Raw genomic sequence first — 18,046 nt, forward strand, 5'->3', positions numbered from 1 at the left:
GCCCGGTTTATCCGGCCTTCACCGATCCTTCGATCAGGAAGAACACGATGAAGCCGATGAAGAACGCGGCCGTCGCAAACGGCGTTTCGGGCACCTCATGCGCTTCGACCAACAGTTCCTCGGTGACGAGGTACAGCAGCGCGACGGTGCCGAGCCCGAGCAGCGCCGCGTAGATATTGGCGGGAAGCCCTGCGAACGCCGCGTTGCCGGCGACGGCCGCGATGCTCAGCAGTGCCGCGAGCCCGACCGGCACGACGATCGACAGCATGCGGCCGATGCCGGCGGCCGCGAGCGCGGCGCTGACCGACAGCGCGAGGAACAGCACCTCGAGCGTCAGCGCGACGGTCAGGATGATGCCGCTTTCGGTGCTCGCGGAGAAGGCGATGCCGAGCACGAGGCCGTCGATGACGAGGTCGATCGCGGTGACGATGACGAGGCTCACGGGCAGCCGCGCGTCCTCGAAGCGCGTCTCGATCGCGCCGGACAACGCACGGATCGCGAGCATCAGCGCGATGCCGAGCACGAAGCCGACGACGACCGGAAACAGCGCATGCGCGCGATCTTGCGGCAGCAGTTCGAGCGCCGCGGCCGCGAACACGATGCCGCCGGTGAAATGCTGGATGACGCTCGACGTGGTCGGGCCGGGGGCGCGCCACGCGGCGGCGAGTGCGCCGAAACAGGCCGCCAGCACGGGCGGTAACGTCAGTAGCGCAAGCTTCGCGGTCGGTGTCATGAGGCTTCTCGAACGGTTGGCGTACCGCAGCGGGCTCGGCGTCCGGCTGCCCGGCCGCAGGGTACGGTTCATGCACGCCGGGCGTTGCCCCGGCATCAACCGGGGATTGAACACCCTGAAGCCGCTTCAAGGTCAACACATTCGATACAGGGCGCACCGGCAAGCCGGCGCGCCCGTGCCGGTCACACCTGCGCGAGCGCCTGGTCGAGATCGGCGAGCAGGTCGTCGATATGTTCGATGCCGATCGACAGCCGCACCGTTTCTTCCTTCACGCCGGCCTTCGCGAGTTCGGCCGGCGACAGTTGCCGGTGCGTCGTCGATGCCGGGTGCGTCGCGAGCGATTTCGTGTCGCCGATGTTGACGAGCCGCGTGAACAGCTTCAGCGCGTCCTGGAACTTCGCCCCGCCGTCGCGGCCGCCTTTCACGCCGAACGTCAGGATGCCCGGCGCACGGCCCGACAGGTAGCGCGCGACCAGCGGATGGTCGGGGTGGTCGGGCAGGCCCGCATAATTCACCCATTCGACCTGCTCGTGACGCGCGAGATGCTGCGCGATCTTCAGCGCGTTGTCGCTGATCCGCTCGACACGCAGCGCCAGTGTTTCGATGCCCTGCAGGATCTGGAAGGCATTGAACGGCGAGATGGCCGCGCCCATGTTGCGCAGCGGCACCACGCGCGCGCGGCCGATATAGGCGGCCGGCCCGAACGCTTCCGTGTAGACGACGCCGTGATAGCTGACGTCGGGCTCGTTCAGCCGCTTGAAGCGATCCGCATGCTCGGCCCACGGGAACTTGCCCGAATCGACGATCGCGCCGCCCAGGCTCGTGCCGTGCCCGCCGAGATACTTCGTCAGCGAATGCACGACGATGTCCGCGCCGTGCTCGAACGGGCGCAGCAGATACGGCGACGGCACCGTGTTGTCGACGATCAGCGGGATGCCGTGGCGATGCGCGACTTCCGCGAGCGCGGCGATGTCGGTGACGTTGCCGAGCGGGTTGCCGACCGATTCCGCGAAGATCGCCTTCGTGCGTGCGTCGATCAGCGGCTCGAACGACGCGGGGTCGCGCGGATCGGCGAAGCGCGTCGTGATCCCGTATTGCGGCAGCGTATGCGCGAACAGGTTGTAGGTGCCGCCGTACAGCGAACTCGCGGACACGATGTTGTCGCCGGCCTCGGCGATCGTCTGGATCGCGTAGGTGACGGCCGATTGTCCCGATGCGAGCGCGAGCGCGCCGATGCCGCCCTCGAGCGCGGCGATACGCTGCTCGAGTACGTCCGTCGTCGGGTTCATGATCCGCGTGTAGATGTTGCCCTGCACCTTCAGGTCGAACAGGTCGGCGCCGTGCTGCGTGTCGTCGAATGCGTACGCAACGGTCTGGTAGATCGGTACGGCGACCGCGCGCGTGGTCGGGTCGGGACGATAACCGCCGTGCACGGCGATGGTTTCGAGGCGCCAGTTCGAAGAGGCCTGATCGGTCATGGGTGCTCCGTCTGTTGTTGTGGTGGTCGAGCGATTATAGGAGCACGTGCGCGGCGGCCCTTAGAACGAATGGTTTGTTGCTTATGGCGGTGCGGCGCATAGAATGCCCTTTCCGCAAACAAGGGGGGGCGCGATGAATCAGGAACACTGGAACCAGGTGGATGCGTATTTCTCCGCGACGCTCGTGCCGTCCGACGACGCGCTCGACGCCGCGCTGGCGGCGAGCGACGCGGCCGGGCTGCCCGCGATCAACGTCGCGCCGAACCAGGGCAAGCTGCTGCAACTGCTCGCGACGATCCGCGGCGCGCGGCGGATCCTCGAGGTCGGCACGCTCGGCGGCTACAGCACGATCTGGCTCGCGCGCGCATTGCCGCCGGGTGGCACGCTCGTGACGCTCGAGCTGAACCCCGAACATGCGAAGGTCGCGACGCGGAACATCGCGCGTGCCGGGTTCGCGGAGGTCGTGACGGTGGTGGTCGGCAGCGCGAAGGACAGCCTCGCGCGGTTCGTCGACGCGGGCGAAGCGCCGTTCGATTTCATCTTCATCGATGCCGACAAGGACAACAACCCGGTCTATCTCGACGCGGCGCTGAAGCTGTCGCGGCCCGGCACGGTGATCGTCGTCGACAACGTCGTGCGCGGCGGGCGCGTGGCCGATCCCGGCAATCGCGAGCCCGACGTGGCCGGCGTGCGCGACGGGTTCGCGCGTCTCGCGGCCGCGCCGAACGTCACCACGACGGCCGTGCAGACGGTCGGGCAGAAGGGCTGGGACGGGTTCTCGATCTCGATCGTCGGCGCATGACGTGAGGGCGGCCCGCGCGCTAGTTCTGGTCGGGATTCCTGTCGTTGCACTGGTCGGGATCGTCGCGCAGCACGATGCGGCGGATGCGGCCGTTGTCGTAGAACGGCACGTCGGGGCAGAACTTCATGCCGGCGCGGGTCGGCGTGCGCTTCCACGCGACTTTTTCGGTGCGGACGAGCGTCGGCGCGTGGCCGGGCGCGCCCGGCTTCCAGATGCCGATGTACACGCGCGCCATCCACGGTGACGCGTCCGCCTCGCAGTCTTTCAGCGTGCCCAGCGTCGAGCGCAGCCCCGTGCCGGTCTGCTCGATGCGCTGCGGAAACTCGATGTAGCCGTCGCTGTAGCCTGGCGTGACGTAGCAATAGCGGCGCGTGTTCCCGTCGAGCACCGGCAGCAGGTAGCTGCTGGCGGAGTCGGTCTCCTTCACGTCGTTGCCCTGCCAGCGGTAGGTCGTCACGCCGTGCTCGCAGCAGCTCGCGCGCCAGCTCGTCCAGATGATCCGGTGCACGGCATCGAACTCCGGCGACGTGATGCCCTGCAGCCCCTGCGGCGCGTCGACGAAGCGCCGCGTCTTCGGGTCGAAGATCCACGTCTGGTATGGCATGTTCGGGCTCGCGCCCATCGATTGCGCGAGCATCAGGTCGGGCCAGCCGTCGAAATTCACGTCGGCGAAATCGGGCGTGAACAGGCCGCAGGTGCCGCGTGAATCGGTCTGCAGCGTCTGCACGAGGCGGCCGCGATCGTACAGGCGGATCGCGGCGACGTGCGGCGGGTCGTTGCACGAACCGTCGTCGTCCGGCAGCTTGTCCGCGACGAGGCGGATCTCGTAAGGGAACGGCCTGCCGTCCTGTTTCGTTGCGAGCGAGACGGGCAGCGTGCGTTTGCCGTCCGGCGACGCCCACGTGCCGGCCACCGCATTGTCGAGCGATGCCACGCGCCACGTGCCCGTTACGCGATCGGCGCCGGCTTTCGCGCCGCTGTCGCGTTCCGACAGCGTGGCGCCGTGCGCGTCGAGCGTCCCCTTCAGCGCGAGCCGGTAGCGTTTGTCGGACGTGCAGGGCGCGTAGCAGTACGAGCCCGATACCGTGCCGGCCACGCGCGACAGCGAGACTTCGACATGCCGGTTGCCGATCGTGCCGACCCAGTCGCGCGACCAGAACGGGATCTCGACCGCATCGTCGGCGCTTGCCGCGCGTGCTGCCTTCATTGGCGAAAAGGCGAACGCGGTGACGGCGAGCAGCGCGAACGCAATTGCGCCACGCCAGCCGCGCGTGCGCCGCGTCGCAGTCGCGTTGCGCGACGCGTCGATGAACGGGAGATGCATGGGTCGGCCCCTCGGTTTGTTATGGGTGTGACTGCCGGCGTGTTTCGGTGCGATGCACGCGTCAGCGGTTTCCCGGCGCATCGGCGCGTCGATACAGGCGTGGCCATTGATCGTCGAACAGGCCGTTGCACGTGCCGTGCGTGGCGATGTCGCTGAGCAGGAAGCGCCGGCCGTCGAAGATCCACGACGCGGTCGAGCCGCAATCGCCGGCACTGCGCAGCCTGACCTTGCTCGACAGCGTCGCGCGGGTACGGTCGTAGGCGGCCTCTGTCAGTTCGTTCGCGAACGACGCCGAGTCGAGCCCCGCGTTCGCGTTCTCGCCGAAATTCATCGCCGTCGGCGTGAACGGTGCCGTCCTTTTCACGCGATACCACAGGTCGGTGTGGTTATACATGCTGCTGGTCTGGCACGGTATCGCGACGAGCGCCTCGTCGGCGGAAATCGCCACGGCGCGCGACGCCTTCCGGCGATCGCCGGCCGACATTTCGTCTTCGACGTCGGCCGCACATTGCTTGATGTCGTCGCCGAACTTCGCGAGCACCGCGTCGACGAGCGGGCGCTGCCCGCCGGCCGGCAGGTCCGCGACGGCCGGCGCCGGCACGACGGCGGGCGGCAGTGCCGGCGCGGTCGGCACCGACGACGCGGGCCGGTTGCCGGGGCGCAGCAGCGCCGTCGTCGTGCCGACCCGGCCTTGCGTGTCGTCGATCAGCAGCAGCGCGGCGTTCAATCCCGTCAACGGCGTTCGAGCGGTTTGCGCCGACGCCGGATCGCCGAAGCTCAGCAGTTGCGCGGTGCGCGCCGCGGTGAGCCATGCGGCAACCGTTGCCGGATCGTCGGTGCGGATCCGGAACGGGTGTGCTTCGTCGTCGTCCGGTTTGCCGCCGAACGCATGCCACTGGGCCGCCATCGCGTCGAACGGGCGGCCGTCCGCGCGCGCGGTGCGCAGGTCGAGCGGCGCCGACGCATAGAGGGCGAGCGACGCTTGCGCGTCCGGGCCGGCATCGCGCGTCACGCGCAGGATGAGGCTGATGCGCGAGTCGTCGGTGTCGTCGGCATGGCTTTCGGCAATGCAACGATTGACGTTGTCGCAGACGACCGACCAGTTCTTGAAGTCGCGCTCGACCGGCGGCCGCGTGAGCGGACGGGCCTGGGCAACGATCGGGGAAACGGCGAGGAGGGCGGCGATGGCGAGCGAAAGGCGGTGCGACATGACGGTTCGTATCGACTGTGGATGGGCGGGCGCAAGACGTCGGACTGCAAGCGCATCGTCAGCAAGCGGGGCGGTCGAAGGCGGCGGCGCATGCAGCGGCGCGCTTTGCCGAACGGTGTCGAGTATACCGCCGCACAGCGCGCCGATCGCGGCGGCGACGCTTTGTGTGCGGGCACGTACGTTGCTGGGCGGTGTGGTCGCACGTGTACGGAACGGATGCGCAAACGGCGCGATGCCCGCAGGCACCGCGCCGTTCGCTTTTCATCGGGCGTCGACCACGTCGCGCAGGAACGCGTCGAGCATCGTCACGTCCCCCCATGGCCGCTTGTATTCGCGATCGTGTTCGGCATCGGCGAGCATCGTCTCGACGAGCGCGTGGATCGCCGGCCGGCGCGGCCCGTATTCGCTTTCGTTCGCGCTCATCTTCAGCGCGAGCAGCGCCTCGAGCTCCGCGCGCACCGACGGCTCGTGCACGGTGCCGTCGACGAGCGCCGCGAAACGCATCGGCGGCATCCCGAGCCCCGCGTCGATCCAGCGCACCGCGAGCAGCGGCCGCAGCACGTACAGGTATTTCTTGTAGCGTACCGTGTCGCCCTGCAGGTAGCCGCGAAAGTTCTTCTTCGCCATCGCGAGGTAGTGATGACGCCCGCGCACCGGCGAGAAGAACGCCGACGCCAGCGACCTGAGCCGCGGCGCCCAGCGCGCGTCTTCGCGATACACGACGGGCGAGTCGAGCCATTCGAGCAGTGTCGGGTTCGAGCGGCGCAGCAGTTGCAGCGCCTTGCGCAGTTCCCAGCCGCTGACGTCGAGCTCGTCGTCGAGCGGCCGCTCGATCACGTCGCGTTGCGCTTCGACGCTCAGGTACCAGTCGCGCCGGTGCGCATACACGAAGCGCACGTCGTAGTCGCTGTCCGGCGAGGCGAACCCCCACCCGCGGCTGCCCGATTCGCATGCGAACAGCACGCTCACGTCATGGCGGCGCTCGACTTCCGCGAGCTCCGCCATCACGCGCGCCCGCACGGCCGGGTCGACCGGGTGCGCACTGCGCACGGCAGTCAGTTGTTCCGTTTTCATGATTGTCTCGTTTCTCTCTCGTTGCGCGCGGCCGCCGGCCATCGGCCGCGCACCGCGCTATCCTTTCACGCACACCACCTGGCGCAGCGTGTGCACCACTTCGACGAGGCTGCGCTGGGCCGCCATCACCGCGTCGATGTCCTTGTAAGCCATCGGGATTTCGTCGACGACGCCCGAATCCTTCCGGCATTCGACGCCCTGGGTCGCCTTCACCTGGTCGTCGACCGTGAAGCGGCGCTTCGCCTCGGTGCGGCTCATCGTCCGGCCCGCGCCGTGGCTGCACGAGCAGAAGCTTTCCGGGTTGCCGAGCCCGCGCACGATGAAGCTTTTCGCACCCATCGAGCCCGGAATGATCCCGAGCTGCCCCTTCTGCGCGGACACCGCACCCTTGCGCGTCACGAGCACGTCTTCGCCGAAATGGCGTTCGCGCTGCACATAGTTGTGGTGGCAGTTCACCGCGTGTTCGTCGACCGAGAACGGCTTCGCGATCACGCCGCGCGCCGCGCCGATCACCGCATCCATCATCGCCTGCCGGTTGCGCCGCGCGTAGTCCTGCGCCCAGCCGACCGCCTCGACGTAGTCGTCGAAGTGGCGGCTGCCCTCGGTGAAATACGCGAGGTTGCGATCCGGCAGGTTCGCGATGTGCTGCCGCATGTCGGCCTGCGCGAGTTCGATGAACAGGCTGCCGATCGCATTGCCGACGCCGCGTGAGCCGCTGTGCAGCATGAACCACACGTGGTCCGCTTCGTCGACGCACACTTCGATGAAGTGGTTGCCGGTGCCGAGCGTGCCGAGGTGCGCGTAGTGGTTCGTCTTTTCCAGCTTCGGATACTTGTCGACGATCCGCTGGAAGCCCGGTTGCAGCGACTTCCACGATTCGGTCACGGCGGCCGGCGTGCGGTCGCCCCATGCGCCCGGATCGCGGCGGCCCGGCGCGCGGCCGTGCGGCACCGCGCGTTCGATCGCACCGCGCAGGCCCGCGAGCGAATCCGGCAGGTCGGACGCCGTCAGCGTCGTGCGCGCGGCCATCATCCCGCAGCCGATGTCGACACCGACCGCGGCCGGAATGATCGCGCCCTTCGTCGGGATCACGCTGCCGATCGTCGAGCCCTTGCCGAGGTGGACGTCCGGCATCACCGCGACGTGGCTGAAGATGAACGGCATCTGCGCGGTGTTGCGCAGCTGCGCGCGCGCTTCGTCCTCGACGGCGACGCCTTGCGTCCACATCTTCACCGGCTTGCCGTTCGCCAGTTCCATCACCTGGTAATCCATTGCACTCATTTGCTTCACCTGATTCCTTCATTCATGCGGCGCGGCACACTTGCGCCGCGCCGTTGCGCCCGTCAGGCGCCCTTGATGCTGACGAGTCCGTTCAGCACCTGGTCGAGACCGCCGAACACCGAGATGCGGTCGATCCGTTCCGCGACGCGCTCGAGCGTTTCCAGCTCCTTGAGCCGCAGCGCGGTCGGGTTTTCTTCCATCACCTTCGCGGTGTTCAGCAGCGAACGCGTGGCCGCCGTTTCCTCGCGGCGGCGAATCACGTTCGCCTGCGCGGACTTTTCCGCCTCGACCACCTGCGCGAGGATCGTCTTCATGTCGCCCGGCAGCACGATATCCTTCACGCCGACGCTGCGCACGTCCAAGCCCGAGTTGCCGAGGCGTGCACGCACCTGCGTGATCACGACGTCGTCGATCGACTGCTTGTCTTCCAGCAGTTCGTCGAGCGAGCGCGTGCCGACGGCCGAACGCAGGGCGAACTGCAGCTCGCGGTACAGGTGCTCGACCGGCTTTTGCAGCTGGCCGAACGCATGCAGCACGTCCGCATAACACCACGTCGCCGACAGGTTCAGCCGCAGCGCGACCTTGTCGCGCGTCAGGATTTCCTGTCCGCCGACTTCGAGCGCCTGCACGCGCAGGTCGACGAGTTCGACCGCGATGTCGCGGTTGAAGCGCCAGAACGCCGAGACACCCGCGTCCAGCAACCGCTCGATCTTGCCGTCGATCTTCAGCACGCCGACGTGGTACGCCGGCACCTGCGCCAGCAGTACGCCCGCCAGGCCCGCCACGCCGCGCGCCCGCAGTGCCGGTTGCGCGATGCGCTTCACGAGCGCGGCCGGCAGCACGCTGTCCTGCGCGAGATCGACGCGCTCGAGACGGTGCGCGGTCAGGCCGCGCCAGTACAGCCGGCGCGTGCCCGGCGCCAGGATCTCGACGAGCACGTCGTCTTCGTAGCGCAGGCCGGCTTCGTCGTCGGCGAGATCCATCGCGACGAAGTGCCGGGCGAGCACGTCCGGTGCGTCGTGACGCAGGTAATCGGCCAGTGCCGCGTCGGCGAGCGGCGCGTCGAGACGCGCGGTCTGCACCGACAGGCGCTTGAACGGATCGAAGGCCTTGAACACGCCCGGTTCGAGCACCTTCACGAAATCGCCCTCGTTCATCAGCAGCGCGCGTTCGTTCTTTTTCACTACATGTCGCATCCACATATTCTTGTCCTTTTCTTCGATGACCGCCGGGTGACGCGCGTCGTGCGGATCGCGGGGCGACGCAACCGGGCGGGCGGCGCGCAGGCCCGGCGCCGAAGTGCGCGGCGACGCATCCTGCTTCGCGTCGTCGTGCGCCTTTGCGCGGGCCGTGCGGCCGTCCGGCCGATCGCGCGGAACCGCAACCGGTCCGACGCGCGGCGGGCCTCGCGGCCCGCACCGGCGGGTACTGCTTTCATTACAAGGCTGTCCTTGCGGACAGCGTTCGAGCGGGATTCGAACCCGCTACACACCGGCTTGCGCCGGCTGCTCTACCCAAATGAGCTACCGAACGGAGGGCGCCCCGGGATTCGAACCCGGGCGAAGTTCCAGTACGCGCCCGTTTGCCTTCGTCTGCCCATGGCGGCATGCGCGACCGCGACGAAACAGGTTCGGCGGCGGCGCACCAGCAGGGCTTTGTGAACCCTGGCTCGCGGGCCAGCGGGACATCCGGCGCTTTCTATTTAGCGAGGAGCGTGCCAGCGGGCGGCGCAATGCGCGAAATAAATCGCAAGCATTTGAAATAAAAGGGGAAGTTATTTGTCATGACCGGCAGTGCATGGAAATCCGGCTATGGCTCGATCCGGAAAATTCGATACAATCGGATCGCCTCTTATCTTGTGGGATAAACATGCGCAAGACCGTCGCGATCGGTTTTCTCGGTACCGTGCTCGACCAGGGCGGCGGCTCGCAGCGCCGCTGGCGCAACTGGCGGCCGACGATTTCGCTGTGCGAGCAGCGCGACATGCCGGTCGACCGGCTCGAACTGCTGCACGCGCCGAACTTCGGGCGTCTCGCGAACCGCGTGAAGCAGGACCTCGAGCGCGTGTCGCCGCACACCGACGTGCGGCTCGTCCCGATGGAGATTCGCGATCCGTGGGATTTCGAGGAGGTCTACGCGACGCTGCACGATTTCGCGCGCGCCTACCCGTTCGATCTCGACCGCGAGGACTACCTGATCCACATCACCACCGGCACGCACGTCGCGCAGATCTGCTGGTTCCTGCTGGCGGAGGCGCGCTACCTGCCGGCACGTCTCGCCCAGACGGCACCGCCGCAGAAGACCGACGAGGGGTTGAGCGGGCCCGGCACGATGTCGGTGATCGATCTCGACCTGTCGCGCTACAACCGGATCGCGCAGCGCTTCACGCGCGAGCGCGACGAGACGGTGTCGTTCCTGAAGGCCGGCATCGCGACGCGCAACGCGCGCTTCAATGCGCTGATCGAGCAACTGGAGCGCGTGGCCGTGCGGTCGCGCGCGCCGATGCTGCTGGTCGGGCCGACGGGCGCCGGCAAGTCGTTTCTCGCGAAGCGCGTGTACGAGCTGAAGCGTGGCCGCCATCGGCTCGCGGGGCCGTTCATCGAGATCAACTGCGCGACGCTGCGCGGCGACGCGGCGATGTCGACGCTGTTCGGCCACGTGAAGGGCGCGTTCACGGGCGCGCAGTCGGCGCGTGCCGGGCTGCTGCGCGCGGCGGACGGCGGGCTGCTGTTTCTCGACGAGATCGGCGAACTCGGGCTCGACGAACAGGCGATGCTGCTGAAGGCGATCGAGGAGAAGCGTTTCCTGCCGGTCGGCGCGGACGTCGAGGCGACCAGCGATTTCGAACTGATCGCGGGCACGCACCGCGACCTGCGGCAGATGGTGGCGGCCGGCACCTTCCGCGAGGATCTCTATGCGCGGATCAACCTGTGGACGTACGAACTGCCAGGGCTGGCCGAGCGCCGCGAGGACATCGAGCCGAACCTCGAATTCGAACTCGACCGGTTCGGCCGCGAGCAGGGCGAGCAGGTGCGTTTCAACGTCGAGGCGAAGCGGCGCTATCTCGCGTTCGCCGCGTCGCCGCGTGCGGCGTGGGCCGGCAACTTCCGCGAGCTGTCCGCGTCGGTCACGCGGATGGCGACGCTGGCCGATGCGGGACGGATTACCGAAGCGCTTGCCGAACAGGAAGTCGAACGGCTGACGCGCACGTGGTCTCAGCCGGGCGGCGCGGGATCGTCCGACGCGTGTGTCGAAGCGGTGTTCGGCGCGCGCGCGGCGGAACTCGACCTGTTCGACCGTGCGCAGCTCGAACGCGTGCTCGACGTGTGCCGCGTGTCGGCAAGCCTGTCGGAAGCCGGGCGCACGCTGTTCGCGGTGTCGCGGCAGAGCAAGAAGCAGCCGAACGACGCGGACAGGCTGCGCAAGTATCTCGCGCGGTTCGGGCTGGATTGGGAGGGGGTGAGGGGCGCGCTCGATGCGTCGAGGTGACGGGCACGCGCGATGCATTTCCTGTGTCGCGCATGGTGGATAGCGCGTGCGGTATCGTGCACGCAAACTCGGGAGGGTGGTGGTGATCGCGATTCCTTTGTCGGTCAAGGCGCTGTTTGCCGATTCGGGGTGGCGTGGCGATTCCGGTTGCCGGGTGTCGTCCGGCGATGGCGAGCATCCGGGGGATGTCATCCTGCGCGAATTCGGCGGGCTGATCGTGGGCGCTTCCGCCAGCGGGCAGACCTGCGCGCGAATGGGGCTCGCCTTTCATGCGCTGGCGCGCAAGGATCACCAGATCGACGCGTGGGAACAGGCGCTCGGGACGACGATGATCGGCTTCGCCGAAGACGATCTCGGGTACGCCGAGTTTTATGTCGATGCGCAGGGCCGGGTGTTCTCGACCAATTGCGTGGTCGACGGTGTGCATCTGTGCGGATTCACGTTCGGCGAAGCGGTCGAGCGGACGCTGCTCGGGCGCGTCTCGATTCCGCTGTTGCTCGACCACCGGGCAACGATCGCCCATTACGGCGAGGTTCTGACGATCGACGATCCGCGCGTGATGACGGTCCGTCAGCTCCTTGCCCGCACGTGAAGCGGCGACGCGCTTCAGCCGTGTTTCAACCGGCCGCCGCTGCCGCCGCCTCGTGAAACGGCGCCAGGAATGCCCATTCCGGCTGCGCGGCCGCGACATCCGCCAGCCCGCGCGCGAACGCGTGCGCCGGCAGCCACGGATACCCGAACGCCGCATGCAGCGCGTCGAGTTTCGTCGACTTCGGATCGTCGATCGTATCCATGCGCGCGACATGAATGTGCAGCGCGGCGATCCGCGCACCGCCTTCGCTGTCGGGTGTGAACTGCCAGCGGTACGTGCCGTGCCCGATCCGCAACGCGCCGTTGTCCTTCTGCCGCATCACGACGAGCCACGACATCCCGCTGATGCCATGCGGGTCGACTTCGGATTCCGTGCAAACGTAATAGGTCCGGCACCGCTCGAACCGCTCGCCGAATTCCTCGACCAGGGTGCGTGCGATCGCGGCCGCGCCCGTCACGCGCGGCGGAAAATCGATGTCGTCGTTCGCGAGCGAAAAGCTCAGCTCGGCATCGGTCGCGAAGCAGTCGGCGATCAGCGCGGGCCGGTTCAGGTCCTTTGCGCGCAGATAGCATTCGAGCAGCGCGCGAACCGACGCGGGATGAAGCGGGAAGGGCATGGACGAGCCTCCTGTAGCGGGAAATGGGGTCACGCGCAGCGGCCGGATCTGGCCAGGGGCGCATGTGCCTTTGCCGTATAATTTCGTTTCAAAGCTAAATTCGCATGACCGTACGGAGCGTCGAAGTCATGGCCAAGCAGCAAGAGGAGTCCGTTCTGACCATCACCAACCCGGCCTGCCTGATCGACGGCACGGACACGGAATTTCGCCACCTGATCAACGGGCTGCTGCCGTTTGCGGCCCGCCTGCTGTCGGTACGCGACGGCTTCGGCTCGCTGATCGGCCTCACCGGCATCCAGTATTCGCTGCTCGTATCGGTTTCGCATCTTTCGCACGACGACGTCGTGACCGTCAACCGCCTCGCCGATCACCTGCACCTGAGCGGCGCATTCGTCACGATCGAGACGGGCAAGCTGAAGAAACTCGGCCTGATCGACAAACGCCCGGACCCCGACGACAAGCGCAAGATGCGTCTCACGGTCACGCAGGCCGGCTCGAAGCTGCTGAAGGCGCTCACGGATACGCAGCAGCGCATCAACAACGTGTTGTTCGAGGGCGTGACGAAGACCGAATTCAAGGCGCTCTGCTCGGTGATCGACCGCCTCGTCACCAACGGCGACCGCGCGACGCTCGATCTCGCGCACCTGATCGCGCGCCAGGAAAAAGGCTGACGCGCACGCGCCGCCAGCCCGCCTGACGCTCGACCGCACTCAGTGCGCGGCCCACTCGATCGTATTCAGGTCGACCCCTTCGAGATGCATGTCCCACAGCGGGCTCAGCGCGCGCAGCTTGCCGACCGTGTCGCGCACCTGCGCAATCACGCTGTCCACTTCGGCCTCGGTCGTGAAGCGGCCGAGCGTGAAGCGGATCGAGCTGTGCGCGAGCTCGTCGCTGCGGCCCAGCGCGCGCAGCACGTACGACGGCTCCAGCGATGCCGACGTGCACGCCGAGCCTGACGATACCGCGACACCCTTGATCCCCATGATCAGCGATTCGCCTTCGACGAAATTGAAGCTGACGTTCAGGTTGTGCGGAATCCGGCGGGCCAGATCGCCGTTCACGTAAACCTCGTCGAGCGTCGACAGGCCGGCCAGCAAGCGGTCGCGCAAGGCGCCGACGCGGGGGCTTTCCTCCGCCATCTCTTCCTTCGCGAGCCGGAACGCCTCGCCCATCCCGACGATCTGGTGCGTGGGCAGCGTGCCCGAGCGCATCCCTCGCTCATGGCCGCCGCCGTGCATCTGCGCTTCGATTCGCACGCGCGGCTTGCGGCGCACGTACAGCGCGCCGATCCCCTTCGGGCCGTAGACCTTGTGCGCGGTCACCGTCAGCAGGTCGACGTTCAACGCATTCACGTCGACCGGGATCTTGCCGGCCGCCTGCACGGCGTCGCAGTGGAACACGATGCCGCGCGCGCGGCACAGCGCGCCGATCTCGGCCACCGGCTGGATCACGCCCGTTTCATTGTTCGCGAGCATCACCGACACCAGGATCGTGTCGGCGCGCAGCGCCTGCCGCACCGTGTCGAGGTCGAGCAGGCCGTCTTCGCGCACGTCGAGGTACGTGACGTCGAAGCCCTGGCGTTCGAGTTCGCGGCACGTATCGAGCACGGCCTTGTGCTCGGTCTTCACCGTGACGAGATGCCTGCCCTTGCCCTGGTAGAAGTGCGCGGCGCCCTTGATCGCGAGGTTGTTGCCCTCGGTCGCGCCGGAGGTCCACACGATTTCGCGCGAATCGGCGCCGAGCAGCGCGGCGACGTGCGCGCGCGCTTCCTCGACCGCCTGCTCGGCATCCCAGCCGTAGTTGTGGCTGCGTGAAGCCGGGTTGCCGAACTGCTCGTGCAGGAACGGCACCATTTTGTCGACCACGCGCGGATCGACGGGCGTCGTCGCGCTGTAGTCCATGTAGATCGGGCGGGATTGCATCGATGCGGCTCCGGAAAACGGTGTCTCCCGCAGTGCGCGAAAGCACCGCGGAACAGGGTAGCCGCAGTGTACGTGGACATTCGCGGGCGCCGCGCAACACCCATCCCGTCAGTAGGGTTGTCTTTCAAACAAAGCTTTCTAGGTCAGGGTTTACGACAACTTGAACCCGCCTTTGTGTTTACATTTAATAAAAGCTAAATAACAAAGCTAAGTAACGGTGCTTTGTTGGGCTGGATTCCGCTGCGGAATCCGGCGATGCAACCCAAGGAGGACGAGATGAGCGAGAACCATGCCGGAACCGGTGCGGGTGCCGACGCGCAGCGGCGCTTTCGCACCGCGCTGTCGATGTTCGCGACGGGCGTCGCGGTGATTACCGCCCCGCGCAAGGAGGGGGCGCCGATCGGTATCACGGTCGCGTCGTTCAATTCGGTGTCGCTGGACCCGCCGCTGATCCTGTTTTCGGTCGACCGTCGCAGCCTGAGCCTCGGCGACCTGGCCGGTGCGGGCGGCTATGCGGTCAACGTGCTCGACGAGACGCAACAGCATCTGTCGAACTGCTTCGCGAAAGCGAACGGCGACAAGTGGGGCTGGCGTGCCGGCGCGGCCGATGACGACGGCGCGGTGTTGCTGCCCGATGCGCTCGCGACGTTCGAATGCGAGCCCTATGCGCAGTACGACGGCGGCGATCACGTGATCTTCGTCGGCCGCGTGACACGGTACCGCGCTCGTTCGGAAGGGCGCCCGCTGATCTTCTTCGGCGGCCGCTATCGCACGCTCGACGGCATGCACGCGCCGTCTGCCTGAATGCAATCCACGTTTCATTCCACCCAGGAGAACATCATGATCAAGAACGGGACCCAGCACATCGCGTCGCTGCGCGACGGGCGGCAGGTCTACCTGAACGGCCAGCCGGTCGGCGACGTGACCGCGCATGCGGCATTCCGCAATTCGATCCGCAGCTACGCGAGCCTGTACGACTACCAGGCTCGCGACGAGAACGTCGAGAAGATGACGTTCGTGTCGCCCGACTCGAGCAACCGCGTCAGCCGGATCTGGCAGCTGCCGACCTCCTACGACGAACTCGTCGAACGCCGTGCCGCGCTGGAAGCGTGGTCGGAGCTGCATTACGGCTTCATGGGTCGTTCGCCGGATCACGTCGCGTCCTGTCTTGCCGGCATGGTGATGGGCGCCGACGTGTTCGAGCAATACGATCCGGCGCGGGCGGGCGCGCTGCGCGACTACTACCGCTACGCACGCGACAACGACCTGTTCCTGACCTACGTGATCGTGAATCCGCAGGCGAACCAGTCGAAGGCCGCGCACGAGCAGGAGGACAAGTACCTCGCGGTCGGCATCGTCGATCAGGATGCCGAAGGCATCACGGTGCGCGGCGCGAAGATGCTCGCGACGAGCGGAATCATGGCGAACGAGGTGTTCTGCAGCTGCATCCAGCCGCTGCGCGAGGGCGACGAGATGTATGCGCTGTCGTTCGCGGTGCCGATGAACGCGAAGGGCATGAAGATCCTGTCGCGCAAGTCGTACGAGGAGAACGCGACGTCGGTGTTCGACAACCCGCTGTCGAGCCGCTTCGACGAGAACGACGCGGTGCTGTATTTCGACGACGTGAAGGTGCCGTGGGAACGGATCTTCGTTGCCGGCAACACGGCGATGTGCGCGAAGCAGTTCCACGCGACGCCCGCGCACGTGTACCAGAACTACCAATGCCAGGTGCGCCTGATGACGAAGCTGCGCTTCCTCGTCGGGCTCGGCCTGAAGATCTCCGAGGTCAACGGCACGAATGCATTCCCGCAGGTGCGCGAAACGCTGGGCCAGCTCGCGGCCGAAGCGTCGATGGTCGAGGCGTGGGTCTACGGGATGGAAGCGAAGGGTACCGTCGTCAACGGCTTCTACGTGCCCGACCGCAACATGCTGTACGGCTCGCAGGTCGTCACGCAGCAGCTCTATTCGAAGGTGCTCAACACGCTGCGCGAGCTCGCCGGCGGCGGAATGATCATGCTGCCGTCCAGCGTGCGCGATTTCGAGAACCCCGACCTGCTGCGCATCATCGAGAAGACGCAGAAGTCGCCGGTGTGTTCGTCCGAGGAGCGCGTGAAGTTCTTCAAGCTCGCGTGGGATGCGGTCGGCTCCGAATTCGCGTCGCGCCACAACCAGTACGAACTGTTCTACGCCGGCGCGTCGTTCGTCACGAAGGGGCATGCGTATCGCACGTACGACTGGCAGCGCGCGTCGCATCTCGTCGATTCGATGCTCGGCAGCTATTCGCTGAACCAGGAACTGTCGACGCCGCACGCCGCCTGACGCGCCGCATCGCGTTCGACTCATCCGCTATCGCCACAGGAGAGACAGATGGCCATCAACAAGCTTCACGACGAATTCCATGCGCTGGACATGCAGCGCGACTGGCAACTGCCGGAAGGCTATGACCCGGCATCCGGCGCGCAGGAACTGATCCTGTCCGGCGCGCTCGACACCGAGCGCAAACGCGGCAGCCGCACGCGCCTGCTGCGCCTGCCGGCCGGGCTGCATACGAAGAAGCCGTTCGTGCACGACTACTGGGAAGAGGTGTTTCTCGTCGAAGGCGACCTGACCGTCGGCAACGACGAACACGGCAACGGCGGCACGCCGTTCAAGGGCTACACGTACGCGGTGCGCCCGCCCGGCGCATGGCATGGCCCGTTCAAGTCGAACGGCGGCTGCGTGCTGCTGGAGATCCACTACTACGACCCGGCCTGAGCCTGGCCATTCACGACACAACGCGTGCGGCGCCGCATCGCGCGTGCGCTGTCCGCTACGAGGAGCATTCGATGAAAACCATCACGTTCGCGATCGACGGTCGCGACGGCCGCACCGAGCGCGCGATCGCGATCGACACGCTCGTGATCGCGGGCTGGACCGGCCGCGACACGGCCGCCATGGAGAAGCACATCCGCGAGCTGGAGGAACTGGGCGTCAAGCGCCCGGCGACGACGCCCGTGTTTTACCGCGTCGCGGCCGACCGCCTCGATCCGTCGCCCGCAATCCAGGTGTCGGGCGGGCAGAGCAGCGGCGAAGCGGAATTCGTGCTGGTGCGCGACGGCGGCGAGACGTTCGTCGGCATCGCGTCCGATCACACCGACCGCGAGGTCGAGACGTACGGGATCACGGTGTCGAAGCAGATGTGCGGCAAGCCGTGCGCGAACACGCTGTGGAAGTTCGACGACGTGGCCGGGCACTGGGATCAGCTCGTGCTGCGCGCATACGCGACGATCGAAGGCGAGCGCGTGCTGTACCAGGAAGGCAAGGTGAGCGCGATGCGCGCACCGGACGACCTGCTCGCGCAATTCGCGCGCCACGGCGGCCGCTTCGTCGACGGCACCGCGATGCTGTGCGGCACGCTCGCGGCGATCGGCGGCATCCGGCCGGCCGAGCGGTTCGAAGTCGAGCTGGACGATCCGGTGCTGGGCCGCACGCTGCGGCATGCGTATGCGGTGGACACGCTGCCGGTGGCGGGCTGACGCGGTCGGG

The 18,046-nt window shown here is 67.1% G+C and carries 17 protein-coding genes and 1 tRNA gene; 8 read left to right on the top strand and 10 right to left on the bottom strand.

Features of this window, described 5'->3' with window-relative positions:
• Positions 1-7 precede the first annotated feature (7 nt).
• Together AB3K92_RS11450 and AB3K92_RS11455 are read right to left on the bottom strand one after the other, a co-directional pair.
• Positions 8-733, bottom strand: coding sequence for a ZIP family metal transporter (locus tag AB3K92_RS11450; RefSeq protein WP_059684648.1), 726 nt, complete (start codon positions 731-733; stop codon positions 8-10).
• Positions 734-915: 182 nt separating this feature from the next.
• The gene (locus AB3K92_RS11455) at positions 916-2,211 is read right to left on the bottom strand and encodes an O-acetylhomoserine aminocarboxypropyltransferase/cysteine synthase family protein (protein WP_021157380.1); all 1,296 of its coding nucleotides are present in this window, start codon (positions 2,209-2,211) and stop codon (positions 916-918) included.
• Between the two features lie 133 nt (positions 2,212-2,344).
• Here AB3K92_RS11455 and AB3K92_RS11460 point away from each other — a divergent pair, with 133 nt between their 5' ends.
• Positions 2,345-3,013 (top strand): O-methyltransferase, encoded by a 669-nt coding sequence (locus AB3K92_RS11460; RefSeq protein ID WP_021157379.1) that lies wholly within the window; start codon positions 2,345-2,347, stop codon positions 3,011-3,013.
• Positions 3,014-3,032: 19 nt separating this feature from the next.
• Here the strand turns inward: AB3K92_RS11460 and AB3K92_RS11465 are convergent, their stop codons facing one another.
• The 6 genes from AB3K92_RS11465 to AB3K92_RS11490 form a co-directional block, all read right to left on the bottom strand.
• Positions 3,033-4,337: a nitrite reductase gene (locus AB3K92_RS11465; protein WP_369465080.1), complete on the bottom strand. Its 1,305-nt coding sequence runs from the start codon at positions 4,335-4,337 to the stop codon at positions 3,033-3,035.
• A gap of 61 nt (positions 4,338-4,398) precedes the next feature.
• Positions 4,399-5,547, bottom strand: a complete 1,149-nt coding sequence (locus AB3K92_RS11470; protein ID WP_369465081.1) for a DUF1176 domain-containing protein — start codon at positions 5,545-5,547, stop codon at positions 4,399-4,401.
• 261 nt (positions 5,548-5,808) lie between these two features.
• Positions 5,809-6,621: a nucleotidyltransferase domain-containing protein gene (locus tag AB3K92_RS11475; RefSeq protein ID WP_369465083.1), complete on the bottom strand. Its 813-nt coding sequence runs from the start codon at positions 6,619-6,621 to the stop codon at positions 5,809-5,811.
• 57 nt (positions 6,622-6,678) lie between these two features.
• Positions 6,679-7,902 carry an RtcB family protein gene (locus AB3K92_RS11480; protein WP_059554548.1) on the bottom strand — a complete coding sequence of 408 codons (1,224 nt, stop codon included), beginning with the start codon at positions 7,900-7,902 and terminating at the stop codon, positions 6,679-6,681.
• 62 nt (positions 7,903-7,964) lie between these two features.
• On the bottom strand, positions 7,965-9,104 hold the full coding sequence (locus AB3K92_RS11485; RefSeq protein WP_059554550.1) for a slipin family protein: 1,140 nt from the start codon (positions 9,102-9,104) through the stop codon (positions 7,965-7,967).
• A 258-nt stretch (positions 9,105-9,362) separates the two neighbouring features.
• A tRNA-Cys gene (locus AB3K92_RS11490) sits at positions 9,363-9,435 on the bottom strand.
• 336 nt (positions 9,436-9,771) lie between these two features.
• Here AB3K92_RS11490 and rtcR point away from each other — a divergent pair.
• Both rtcR and AB3K92_RS11500 read left to right on the top strand, forming a co-directional pair.
• Positions 9,772-11,391, top strand: a complete 1,620-nt coding sequence (gene rtcR, locus AB3K92_RS11495) for an RNA repair transcriptional activator RtcR (protein WP_059554552.1) — start codon at positions 9,772-9,774, stop codon at positions 11,389-11,391.
• Between the two features lie 79 nt (positions 11,392-11,470).
• Positions 11,471-11,983: an SUKH-3 domain-containing protein gene (locus tag AB3K92_RS11500; protein WP_230950850.1), complete on the top strand. Its 513-nt coding sequence runs from the start codon at positions 11,471-11,473 to the stop codon at positions 11,981-11,983.
• A 25-nt stretch (positions 11,984-12,008) separates the two neighbouring features.
• Here AB3K92_RS11500 and AB3K92_RS11505 read toward each other — a convergent pair whose 3' ends face one another.
• Positions 12,009-12,599 (bottom strand): nuclear transport factor 2 family protein, encoded by a 591-nt coding sequence (locus AB3K92_RS11505; protein WP_369465084.1) that lies wholly within the window; start codon positions 12,597-12,599, stop codon positions 12,009-12,011.
• 128 nt (positions 12,600-12,727) lie between these two features.
• Here AB3K92_RS11505 and AB3K92_RS11510 point away from each other — a divergent pair, with 128 nt between their 5' ends.
• The gene (locus tag AB3K92_RS11510; protein ID WP_059554553.1) at positions 12,728-13,270 is read left to right on the top strand and encodes a MarR family winged helix-turn-helix transcriptional regulator; all 543 of its coding nucleotides are present in this window, start codon (positions 12,728-12,730) and stop codon (positions 13,268-13,270) included.
• Between the two features lie 39 nt (positions 13,271-13,309).
• Here the strand turns inward: AB3K92_RS11510 and AB3K92_RS11515 are convergent, their stop codons facing one another.
• Positions 13,310-14,521, bottom strand: coding sequence for an IscS subfamily cysteine desulfurase (locus AB3K92_RS11515; protein WP_059554556.1), 1,212 nt, complete (start codon positions 14,519-14,521; stop codon positions 13,310-13,312).
• A gap of 255 nt (positions 14,522-14,776) precedes the next feature.
• On the opposite strand from AB3K92_RS11515, the gene AB3K92_RS11520 reads away from it, so the two are divergent.
• The 4 genes from AB3K92_RS11520 to AB3K92_RS11535 all read left to right on the top strand — a co-directional run bounded on the left by AB3K92_RS11520 (position 14,777) and on the right by AB3K92_RS11535 (position 18,036).
• Positions 14,777-15,325 carry a flavin reductase family protein gene (locus AB3K92_RS11520; RefSeq protein ID WP_081052576.1) on the top strand — a complete coding sequence of 183 codons (549 nt, stop codon included), beginning with the start codon at positions 14,777-14,779 and terminating at the stop codon, positions 15,323-15,325.
• 36 nt (positions 15,326-15,361) lie between these two features.
• Entirely contained in the window at positions 15,362-16,840 is a 1,479-nt protein-coding gene (locus AB3K92_RS11525; RefSeq protein WP_369465086.1) for a 4-hydroxyphenylacetate 3-hydroxylase family protein, read from the top strand.
• A gap of 48 nt (positions 16,841-16,888) precedes the next feature.
• Positions 16,889-17,275 carry a hypothetical protein gene (locus tag AB3K92_RS11530; RefSeq protein ID WP_059554557.1) on the top strand — a complete coding sequence of 129 codons (387 nt, stop codon included), beginning with the start codon at positions 16,889-16,891 and terminating at the stop codon, positions 17,273-17,275.
• 71 nt (positions 17,276-17,346) lie between these two features.
• Positions 17,347-18,036 (top strand): DUF2848 domain-containing protein, encoded by a 690-nt coding sequence (locus tag AB3K92_RS11535; protein WP_060071238.1) that lies wholly within the window; start codon positions 17,347-17,349, stop codon positions 18,034-18,036.
• The last annotated feature ends 10 nt before the right edge of the window (positions 18,037-18,046 follow it).

This window comes from Burkholderia sp. Bmkn7 (assembly GCF_041103175.1).
In the GTDB taxonomy this organism is placed as follows: domain Bacteria; phylum Pseudomonadota; class Gammaproteobacteria; order Burkholderiales; family Burkholderiaceae; genus Burkholderia; species Burkholderia cepacia.

Bases quoted from the DNA above. Each gene is read 5' to 3' on its own strand.
- AB3K92_RS11450 (WP_059684648.1), bottom strand. From the start codon at position 733: ATGACACCGACCGCGAAGCTTGCGCTACTGACGTTACCGCCCGTGCTG.
- AB3K92_RS11455 (WP_021157380.1), bottom strand. From the start codon at position 2,211: ATGACCGATCAGGCCTCTTCGAACTGGCGCCTCGAAACCATCGCCGTG.
- AB3K92_RS11460 (WP_021157379.1), top strand. From the start codon at position 2,345: ATGAATCAGGAACACTGGAACCAGGTGGATGCGTATTTCTCCGCGACG.
- AB3K92_RS11465 (WP_369465080.1), bottom strand. From the start codon at position 4,337: ATGCATCTCCCGTTCATCGACGCGTCGCGCAACGCGACTGCGACGCGG.
- AB3K92_RS11470 (WP_369465081.1), bottom strand. From the start codon at position 5,547: ATGTCGCACCGCCTTTCGCTCGCCATCGCCGCCCTCCTCGCCGTTTCC.
- AB3K92_RS11475 (WP_369465083.1), bottom strand. From the start codon at position 6,621: ATGAAAACGGAACAACTGACTGCCGTGCGCAGTGCGCACCCGGTCGAC.
- AB3K92_RS11480 (WP_059554548.1), bottom strand. From the start codon at position 7,902: ATGAGTGCAATGGATTACCAGGTGATGGAACTGGCGAACGGCAAGCCG.
- AB3K92_RS11485 (WP_059554550.1), bottom strand. From the start codon at position 9,104: ATGTGGATGCGACATGTAGTGAAAAAGAACGAACGCGCGCTGCTGATG.
- rtcR (WP_059554552.1), top strand. From the start codon at position 9,772: ATGCGCAAGACCGTCGCGATCGGTTTTCTCGGTACCGTGCTCGACCAG.
- AB3K92_RS11505 (WP_369465084.1), bottom strand. From the start codon at position 12,599: ATGCCCTTCCCGCTTCATCCCGCGTCGGTTCGCGCGCTGCTCGAATGC.
- AB3K92_RS11510 (WP_059554553.1), top strand. From the start codon at position 12,728: ATGGCCAAGCAGCAAGAGGAGTCCGTTCTGACCATCACCAACCCGGCC.
- AB3K92_RS11515 (WP_059554556.1), bottom strand. From the start codon at position 14,521: ATGCAATCCCGCCCGATCTACATGGACTACAGCGCGACGACGCCCGTC.
- AB3K92_RS11520 (WP_081052576.1), top strand. From the start codon at position 14,777: ATGCAACCCAAGGAGGACGAGATGAGCGAGAACCATGCCGGAACCGGT.
- AB3K92_RS11525 (WP_369465086.1), top strand. From the start codon at position 15,362: ATGATCAAGAACGGGACCCAGCACATCGCGTCGCTGCGCGACGGGCGG.
- AB3K92_RS11530 (WP_059554557.1), top strand. From the start codon at position 16,889: ATGGCCATCAACAAGCTTCACGACGAATTCCATGCGCTGGACATGCAG.
- AB3K92_RS11535 (WP_060071238.1), top strand. From the start codon at position 17,347: ATGAAAACCATCACGTTCGCGATCGACGGTCGCGACGGCCGCACCGAG.